At 33.0% G+C, this 8,772-nt stretch carries 7 protein-coding genes and 2 riboswitches; of the genes, 1 reads left to right on the forward strand and 6 read right to left on the reverse strand.

Annotation, left to right across the window (positions count from 1 at the left end):
* Nucleotides 1-458: 458 nt before the first annotated feature.
* Nucleotides 459-633: riboswitch (cobalamin riboswitch) on the reverse strand.
* A 130-nt stretch (nt 634-763) separates the two neighbouring features.
* Nucleotides 764-953: riboswitch (cobalamin riboswitch) on the forward strand.
* A 253-nt stretch (nt 954-1,206) separates the two neighbouring features.
* Nucleotides 1,207-1,659 (reverse strand): NanQ anomerase/TabA/YiaL family protein, encoded by a 453-nt coding sequence (locus BMX03_RS09030; protein ID WP_091694976.1) that lies wholly within the window; start codon nt 1,657-1,659, stop codon nt 1,207-1,209.
* A 113-nt stretch (nt 1,660-1,772) separates the two neighbouring features.
* Here BMX03_RS09030 and uvrB point away from each other — a divergent pair, with 113 nt between their 5' ends.
* Nucleotides 1,773-3,797 carry an excinuclease ABC subunit UvrB gene (gene uvrB, locus BMX03_RS09035; RefSeq protein WP_091694979.1) on the forward strand — a complete coding sequence of 675 codons (2,025 nt, stop codon included), beginning with the start codon at nt 1,773-1,775 and terminating at the stop codon, nt 3,795-3,797.
* Nucleotides 3,798-3,844: 47 nt separating this feature from the next.
* Here the strand turns inward: uvrB and BMX03_RS09040 are convergent, their stop codons facing one another.
* The 5 genes from BMX03_RS09040 to BMX03_RS09060 all read right to left on the reverse strand — a co-directional run bounded on the left by BMX03_RS09040 (nt 3,845) and on the right by BMX03_RS09060 (nt 8,719).
* Entirely contained in the window at nt 3,845-4,801 is a 957-nt protein-coding gene (locus tag BMX03_RS09040; protein WP_091694982.1) for an ABC transporter ATP-binding protein, read from the reverse strand.
* Nucleotides 4,801-5,811: an ABC transporter ATP-binding protein gene (locus BMX03_RS09045; protein ID WP_091694984.1), complete on the reverse strand. Its 1,011-nt coding sequence runs from the start codon at nt 5,809-5,811 to the stop codon at nt 4,801-4,803. The genes BMX03_RS09040 and BMX03_RS09045 overlap by 1 nt, the downstream gene beginning before the upstream one ends.
* Before the next feature lie 25 nt (nt 5,812-5,836).
* Nucleotides 5,837-6,751, reverse strand: a complete 915-nt coding sequence (locus tag BMX03_RS09050) for an ABC transporter permease (protein ID WP_159432655.1) — start codon at nt 6,749-6,751, stop codon at nt 5,837-5,839.
* Nucleotides 6,748-7,677, reverse strand: a complete 930-nt coding sequence (locus BMX03_RS09055; RefSeq protein ID WP_008538339.1) for an ABC transporter permease — start codon at nt 7,675-7,677, stop codon at nt 6,748-6,750. Before BMX03_RS09055 ends, BMX03_RS09050 begins: the two co-directional genes overlap by 4 nt.
* 175 nt (nt 7,678-7,852) lie before the next feature.
* Nucleotides 7,853-8,719, reverse strand: coding sequence for a pyruvate formate lyase family protein (locus BMX03_RS09060; RefSeq protein WP_369816099.1), 867 nt, complete (start codon nt 8,717-8,719; stop codon nt 7,853-7,855).
* Between the last annotated feature and the right edge of the window lie 53 nt (nt 8,720-8,772).

An 8,772-nucleotide genomic window follows, 5' to 3' on the forward strand; every position in this document is an offset into this window, starting at 1 on the left:
GCTTCTGCATTTTCATTTAAGGGGATAATTTAATACTATTATTGAATAGTTAATAAATACTCTTATATATCTAATAAATGGTTCGAGTTCCTCCTACCTAGATATTAAATATAAAATTTATAAAAAAGCCATCACTAAATTTAGTGATGGCTGGATTGGTAATATATATTCCCCAAATATTATTTACCATTTTTATTAAATTATTCAAGCATTTATGCTAATCATAATAATGATTAAATTTTTCAGTAAATTAAACATAATTTACAACAAATTAATATGATACATCGATGGCACTTGCTTAAGATAATCATGAGCCATCTTCATGGATTATCTCTATAAACAGAAAAACCGCTTTTCATAAACAATATATGAAAAACGGTAGAAAATTATAATTAGAATTTACATGTATAAAAAACATATACATTCTACTACATCTCTCCCCGTCTCTCGCAGGTCAAACGACGATGCTTCTTATAGGCAGTTCTTCTGACTCAGTATCATTGCTCACTTCGCCTTCCCAGTTTCCCAGTGACATTCATGAAGTTTGCTCCTCTTTACAGCGGCGGGACCGTGCCGGATTTTAACCGTCTTCCCTATTAAGCATAAATATGCACCTATAAGGTTTCATTATCAACTTGTCGCCTTTATTATACTTTTTATTTTATATATGTGTCAATACTCTATATAAAATAATTTTAAGATAATTATTTTATATAGAGTATTGACACATATTCTATATAGTGATATTCTAAGAAAGAACTGAATATAGTTCAATGAATCAGGTGTCCATTTGGACTTAATAGGGAATTCAGTACGTAATTTATTATTAAGCTGAAACGGTCCCGCCACTGTATGAGGGAACTTATCCAAATTTATGTCACTGGGAAACTGGGAAGGCTTGGATATAGTAATGAACTCGAGTCAGGAGAACTGCCTGATTAACAATCACCGTGTGCAATTAATTTATTTTAATTGCCATACCTGCGAGCGATGGGGAGGAGATTAGACAGTAAATTTTAGAATTTACTCAATGTGTCTATTCACCTCTTTTCAAAGCGAAAAGGGGTTTTTTATTTATCGGTTTTACTTTATGTCTTCAGCAAACATAAAGTAATCATTGCTCAAAATTCCAAACTAATCATTATATTGTTTTATTATTATGCGTATAGCATGCTTAAGTATTATTCTAAGCATGCTATTTTTTTCTTATAATTTAATTTTAAAGATAGCTTTTTTTATAGTTTGACTTTGTTGACAGATAATAGCTGTACGATGAGCATCTTCTGGATAACAAATTAGAAAATCACCTTTGTTAATTAAGTTAACAGTAGCTTTTTCTTCACCTATTAATTCCACAAAATCGCGATTTTCATCAAATGATTTTATTTGCATATCATCGCAAAAGCTCACATCAATACTTTCTTTTCCTTCAATAATCATATGCACATCAATATATTTTTTATGTGCTTCCCAAAAGCGCTCTTCACGTTTTACTGTAGCATAGTTTTCGATATTAACAAAAAACTCATCGCCATTTATTTTATAACTACCTTTTTCATATGTAGTTAAATCATGCTCTTTTACATAAGTAAAACAAGCTTTAATTTTTTCTGCCAAAAAATCATACTTATCTGCATATTTAAGATTGCCAAAAATCATGTTTATAACCTCTTTTCTCAGTTTATTAAAATAATTATATCATGATATTGAAAAAATATTCTTCTCCATTTATCATTAAATCTAAATATTAATATTATAAGTGAGATGATTTTATGGTACACATACCAAAATTAAATACATTACAAACTGAAAATAAAATTCCCTTTAAAGTAGAAGCACCTTTTGAACCTACAGGCGACCAACCTCAAGCGATTGAAGCTTTAGCTCAAGGCATTCAAAATGGTCAAACATCACAAGTTTTATTAGGTGCTACAGGTACAGGAAAGACTTTCACTATCGCTAAATTAATTGAAAAAGTCCAAAAACCTACACTTATTATCGCTCATAATAAAACGCTAGCTGCACAATTAGCTAGTGAGTTTAAAGAATTTTTTCCGCATAATGCTGTAGAATATTTTGTCAGTTACTATGATTATTACCAACCAGAAGCTTATATTGCCCAAACAGATACTTATATCGAAAAAGATTCTTCCATCAATGATGAAATTGATAAGCTTCGCCATTCTGCAACTTGTTCTTTATTCGAACGTCGTGATGTCATCATTGTTGCTAGCGTATCTTGTATCTATGGTTTAGGTTCACCAGAAGATTATTATGATTTAGTCTTATCTGTACGTGAAGGTCAAGAATATCCTCGTGATGATATTTTGCGAAAATTAGTTTCTATCCAATATGAACGCAATGATATAAATTTTGACCGTGGTAAATTTCGCGTTCGTGGTGATGTCATTGAAATTTTTCCTGCTGGCTATAGTGATAGAGCTATCCGCATTGAACTTTTTGGTGATGAGGTTGACCGCATTTTAGAAGTAGATACATTGACTGGCGAAGTCTATGGTCAACGCAAACACATTTTAATTTATCCTGCTTCTCACTATGTAACTTCTAAAGAACATATGAAAGAAGCTATCGACTCCATACAAGAAGAACTTCAACAGCAATTAAAAATCCTTGAAGATGATAATAAACTCTTAGAAGCTCAACGTTTGAAACAACGCACAAATTATGATTTAGAAACTATGGAAGAGATGGGATATTGCTCTGGCATCGAAAATTATTCACGCCATTTAACAGGCAGAAAAGCTGGCGAAGCTCCGTATACACTTCTTGATTATTTCCCTGATGATTTTTTAATCGTCATTGATGAATCTCATGTTACTATACCACAGATAAAAGCTATGTATGCAGGCGACCGCTCACGCAAAGAATCACTTGTAGATAACGGTTTTCGTTTGCCTTCCGCCTTTGATAATCGCCCTTTGCGCTTTGAAGAATTTCTCGATCATATCAATCAGATAATCTATGTTTCTGCTACACCAGCACCATTTGAATTAGCACAAGCAAATCAAGTAGTAGAACAAATAATCCGTCCAACAGGTCTATTAGATCCTGAAATAGAAATTCGCCCACTTGAAGGGCAAATGGACGATTTACTTGGAGAAATAAAAATCCGCACTAAGAAAAATGAACGTGTACTCATCACTACTTTGACTAAAAAAATGGCTGAAAATCTCACTGATTATTTAAAAGAAATGGGTATCAAAGTCCGTTATCTTCATTCTGATATTGCCACTATTGAAAGAGCGGAAATCATTCGCGATTTGCGTCTAGGAAAATTTGATGTACTCGTAGGGATTAACTTATTACGTGAAGGCTTGGATATGCCAGAAGTCTCTTTAGTAGCTATCTTAGACGCTGATAAAGAAGGCTTCTTGCGTTCAGAGACATCTCTCATTCAGACAATTGGTCGTGCTGCTAGAAATGCTCATGGTAAAGTAATCATGTACGCCGACCGCATCACCGATTCTATGCAAAAAGCCATTGATGAAACTCTGCGTCGTCGAGAAGTCCAAGATAAATACAATCAAGAACATCATATAACACCGAAAACAATTCAAAAGAAAATAAAAAATCTCATTGAAACTACTATGGTTGCAGAAGAAAAAGCAAGTTATGATGCTGAAAAACCAAAGAAAAAATTGAAAATGACTGTTAAAGAAAAGAAAAAATTAATTCTTTCTTTAACTAAAGAAATGCAAGAAGCTTCTCGCAACTTAGAGTTTGAACGAGCTGCTCAAATTCGCGATATCATCTTTGAATTAAACGAAAAAAAATAATTTATTTATAAAAAAGCACTATAGCATGAAAACTATAGTGCTTTTACTTATTCATCATAAAGATGACAACGTACATATCTGTTATTTATCATTTTCATTTCAGGTAATTTTTGTCTACAAATTTCTTTAGCTTTTGGGCAACGCGTATTGAATGGACAACCTTTTGGCGGATTTAATGGACTTGGCAATTCACCTTGCAAGATAATTCGCTGTTTATGTTTTTCTTTTTGTGGATCTGGCAATGGAATTGAAGATAACAATGCTTTCGTATATGGGTGTAGAGGATTTGTATATAAATCTTCTGTATCGGCAAGTTCTACAATTTGCCCTAGATACATAACTGCTACTTTTTGGCTGATATAACGCACCATAGCTAAATCATGAGCGATAAATAAATATGTCAAACCTAATTCATGTTGTAATTTTTCTAGTAAATTTACGACTTGTGCTTGAATAGATACATCAAGTGCCGAAATCGGTTCATCGCAGATAATCAGTTTAGGTTCACAAGCAAGTGCTCTAGCTATACCGATACGCTGTCTTTGTCCGCCACTGAATTCATGAGGAAAACGGTTTGCCTGCTCTTTACTCAATCCTACCAATTCCAACAATTCATATATACGCTCTTGTCTTTGTTTTTTATCTGTATATAAATTATGCACAAGCAAAGGCTCTTCAATGATATCTGCCACTGTCATTCTTGGATTTAATGAAGCATATGGATCTTGGAATATCATTTGAATATCTTTTATCATCTCTTTATTTTGTGAAATATCTTTGCCTGCAAATATGATTTTACCTTTTGTCGGTTTATATAAGCCAATAATAGTTCTACCTGTAGTTGATTTTCCACAGCCTGACTCACCTACAAGACCTAATGTTTTTCCCTCTTCTATGGAAAAACTGACATCATTTACTGCTTTTAAAATTTGTTTTGGTTTTCCCCAAAAAGAACGCTTCACTACAAAATCTTTATGTAGATTTTTGACTTCTAATAAATTCATCAAAATTCCTCCCTATTCTCTTTGGGTGCAAATTCATGCTCCAACCAACATTTTACATAATGATCTTTATTTAATTGTGTCTTTTCTGGCATCAATTGCATACAGATTTTCATTGCTTTTGTACATCGTTTGACAAATGGACAATAATCAATACTTTCTTTTAAATCTGGTGGCTGTCCATCGATCACATATAATTTATCTTCTTTATTTAAATTTAAATGAGGCAAAGATTTTAATAAACCTCGCGTATAAGGGTGATGTGCATGATAAAACAAATCATCAACATTTGCTTTTTCTACGATTTGACCTGCATACATAACTGCTACTTCATCGCAAATATTGGCAATAACCCCTAAATCATGCGATATCATAATGATGGACATATTTAATTTTTCTTGTAAAGATTTCAATAAATCTAAAATTTGTGCCTGCACAGTTACATCAAGAGCTGTTGTCGGCTCATCTGCTATCAATAATTCTGGTTCACAGGCAAGTGCCATTGCAATCATCACACGTTGACGCATACCGCCACTGAATTGATGGGGATAATCTTTCAATCTTTTTGGGGCAAATGGTATCCCTACTAAATTTAATAATTCTACAGCTTTTTCTGTCGCTTCTTTATCCGATAATTGTTTATGCAAAAATAAAACTTCTTTTATCTGCGTACCAATTGTAAGTACAGGATTTAAAGATGTCATTGGATCTTGGAATATCATCGCAATTTTATTGCCACGAATTTTGGCTAAATCTTCATCTTGAAAATTAACTAAATCCTGACCTTGCCATAAAATCTGACCATTTTCAATTATGCTATTTTCTTTAGGCAATAAACCCATGATAGCATGAGCCGTTACTGATTTTCCACAGCCTGACTCGCCCACTATGCCCAAAGCTTGTCCTCTTTTTAAAGCAAAACTGACATTGCGTACTGCTTTTACTTTTCCTCGATAAGTCTGAAAAGCAACTGCTAAATCTTTTACTTGTAAAATTTCTTTATTTTCTTCCATGGTAAACACTCATTTCTTCACTATTTTAACGACGCATCTTAGGGTCTAAAACATCTCGCAGACCATCACCTAAAAAGTTAAAAGCCAACATAGTGACACTGATAGCTACTGCTGGAAAAAATAATTGAAAAGGATATGCACGTAAATTATTTACACCTTCTGACGCTAAAACGCCCCAACTAGCCATTGGTGCAGAAACACCTAGTCCGATAAAACTCAAAAAAGCTTCTGTAAATATTGCATCAGGAATAGCCAGTGTCATTGTTACAATGATTGCACCCATAGCATTTGGCAATAAATGTCTAAATAAAATTCTTTTTTTCGATACGCCTATTGTTCTAGCTGCCAAAATAAATTCTTGTTCCTTCATTGATAAAATTTGACCACGCACAATTCTTGCCATCTGTAGCCAATAACCAATACCTAAAGCAATAAAAATATTGATAAGCCCTGGCTTTAAAATTACCATCAATAAAATCACATATAATAAAGTCGGTACGCTATATAAAATATCCACAATATTCATCATTATGCGGTCAATCTTGCCACCGCAAAAACCTGCTATTCCGCCATAGATTACACCAATAAAAAGATTTAATAAACTAGCCACTATACCAATAGCTAAAGAAATTCTCGCACCATATAACACGCGAATAAAAATATCTCTCCCCAAATTATCTGTACCAAACCAATGCTCCCAACTTGGAGAACTATTCGTCATCATCAAATTCTGTTCATCATAAGTATGGCTAGAAAAAATAGGGCCAAAAATAGCTACAACTATTAAGCATACGATAATAATTAATCCCAGCAAAGCCATTTTATTTTTCTTTAACCTAATCCACGCATCTTGCCAATATCCCAAAGTTTCTTCTTTTTTTTGCACCTGCAAAATTTCTCGCTCTAAAGGCACAAATAAATCTTTATTTATCATCTTCATTCACCTTTTTCTTCACCGATTTTAATGCGTGGGTCTAATAACGGATAAAGTAAATCCACTACCATATTTAAAACAATTACAATCACACTATAAAAAATTGTTACACCTAAAATTACAGTATAATCTCGATTATAAATGCTAGTTACAAAATATTGCCCTAAACCTGGTATCGCAAAAATAGTTTCAATGACAAAACTACCTGTCAAAATACTAGCTGTCATTGGTCCTAAATAAGTTACTACAGGAATTAATGAATTCGGCAAAGCGTGTTTTATTAAAACTTTGCTCCATGATAAACCTTTGGCTCTCGCTGTTTTTATATAATCTTGTGATAAAATATCCAACATACTAGAACGCGTCAATCTAGCGATAAATGACATTGGCATTCCTGATAAAGCCAAAGCTGGCATGATTTCATATCGCCAACCATTCCACATAGCAGCCGGCAATAAATGTAATTTCGTCGATAATACATATATAAGTAATGCCGCCACAACAAAACTAGGCACAGCAACTCCTAAAGTCGTAAAAAAATTAACTGCCCTATCTTGCCATTTATCTTTTTTCACACCTGCTAATATTCCCGCTGGTATGCCGATGATAATTGCTATTAAAATTGCTTCTATCCCTAATTTAAATGATACTGGAAAACCATCTTTGATGATATCATTTACACTACGACCTGGATATTTAAATGATGGTCCTAAATCGCCTTGCACTAAATTGCATAAATAATCACCATACTGTTTATATAAAGGGTCATTTAATTTATATCTTTCTTCTATACTATGTAATACATATGGAGGCAAAGATTTTTCTGCCGTAAAAGGTCCTCCTGGTATAGCATGCATTAGAAAAAAAGTTATAGTTATAACTATCCATAAAACAATAAATGCATTAAAAATTCGCTTAATTATATATCCCATATCTCATCTAACCTCCAATATAGATTAAACTATATTATAAAATTTAATCATCTAAACTGCAAATTTATTATATCATCAAAATTCTATATCTATAAATTTATAAACAAAAAGACTCAAATCAGCATTTACACTAATTTGAGTCTTATATATATTTCAATAAAAATTCAATTTAAAATTATAAACATTGTTCAGTTCTACCGATGATATCATCTTGAGTTTTCTTAGATAAAACATTGAAAAAGGCACTATAACCTGCTACGCGTACGATTAAATCTTTATGTTTTTCTGGATATTTTTGTGCATCAATCAAAGTCTCTCTCGATACGATATTATATTGAACATGATATCCATGCAGTCTATTGAAGAAAGCACGAATTAACATTTCTAATTTTTGTTTATTTTCTTCTGTAGAAAGCATTTGCGGTGTCATTTTTTGATTTAATAACACTCCACCCGTTATTTTTTCTGTTGGCAATTTAGCAACAGATTTAAATACATCTGTTGGCCCATTTTTATCTGCATTATGTGCAGGGCTACAACCTTCTGCAAGTGGTTCATAAGCATTTCTTCCATCAGGTGTCGCCATTGTTCCCATACCTTGACCTACATTAGCACTGATTGAAGATGTACCGCCATAGCGAATACCACCGATTGGGCCTCTATGATAACGAGTATTTGGATATTTTTTGATTTCATCTAAATAAGAATCATAAGCTTCAACTACAAGATTATCTACATAATCAATATCATTACCATATTTTGGCACTTCATCAATCAACATTGCCTGAATTTTTTTATTTTCATCAGATTGGAAATCATCTAAAATAGCGTTCCAAAGTTGAGTTGGTGTGATTTTCTTTTCTTCAAAAACTAATTTTTTAATTGCAGCTAAAGAGTCTGCCATATTGGCAATACCGACTTGAAGTCCAGATATGAAATCATATACTGCACCGCCTTCTTTGATAGTTTTTCCTCTACCAATACAATCATCATTGACATACTCCCCATGCCTAAAGGCAGGGGATTCTTGGATACAAACGATACTTGCCTACTAAAATAGCAGGTCTTACTATATCTCTCCAAAGAAGGTTGATG

Source organism: Megamonas sp. Calf98-2, assembly GCF_900110235.1.
Lineage (GTDB): Bacteria > Bacillota > Negativicutes > Selenomonadales > Selenomonadaceae > Megamonas > Megamonas funiformis.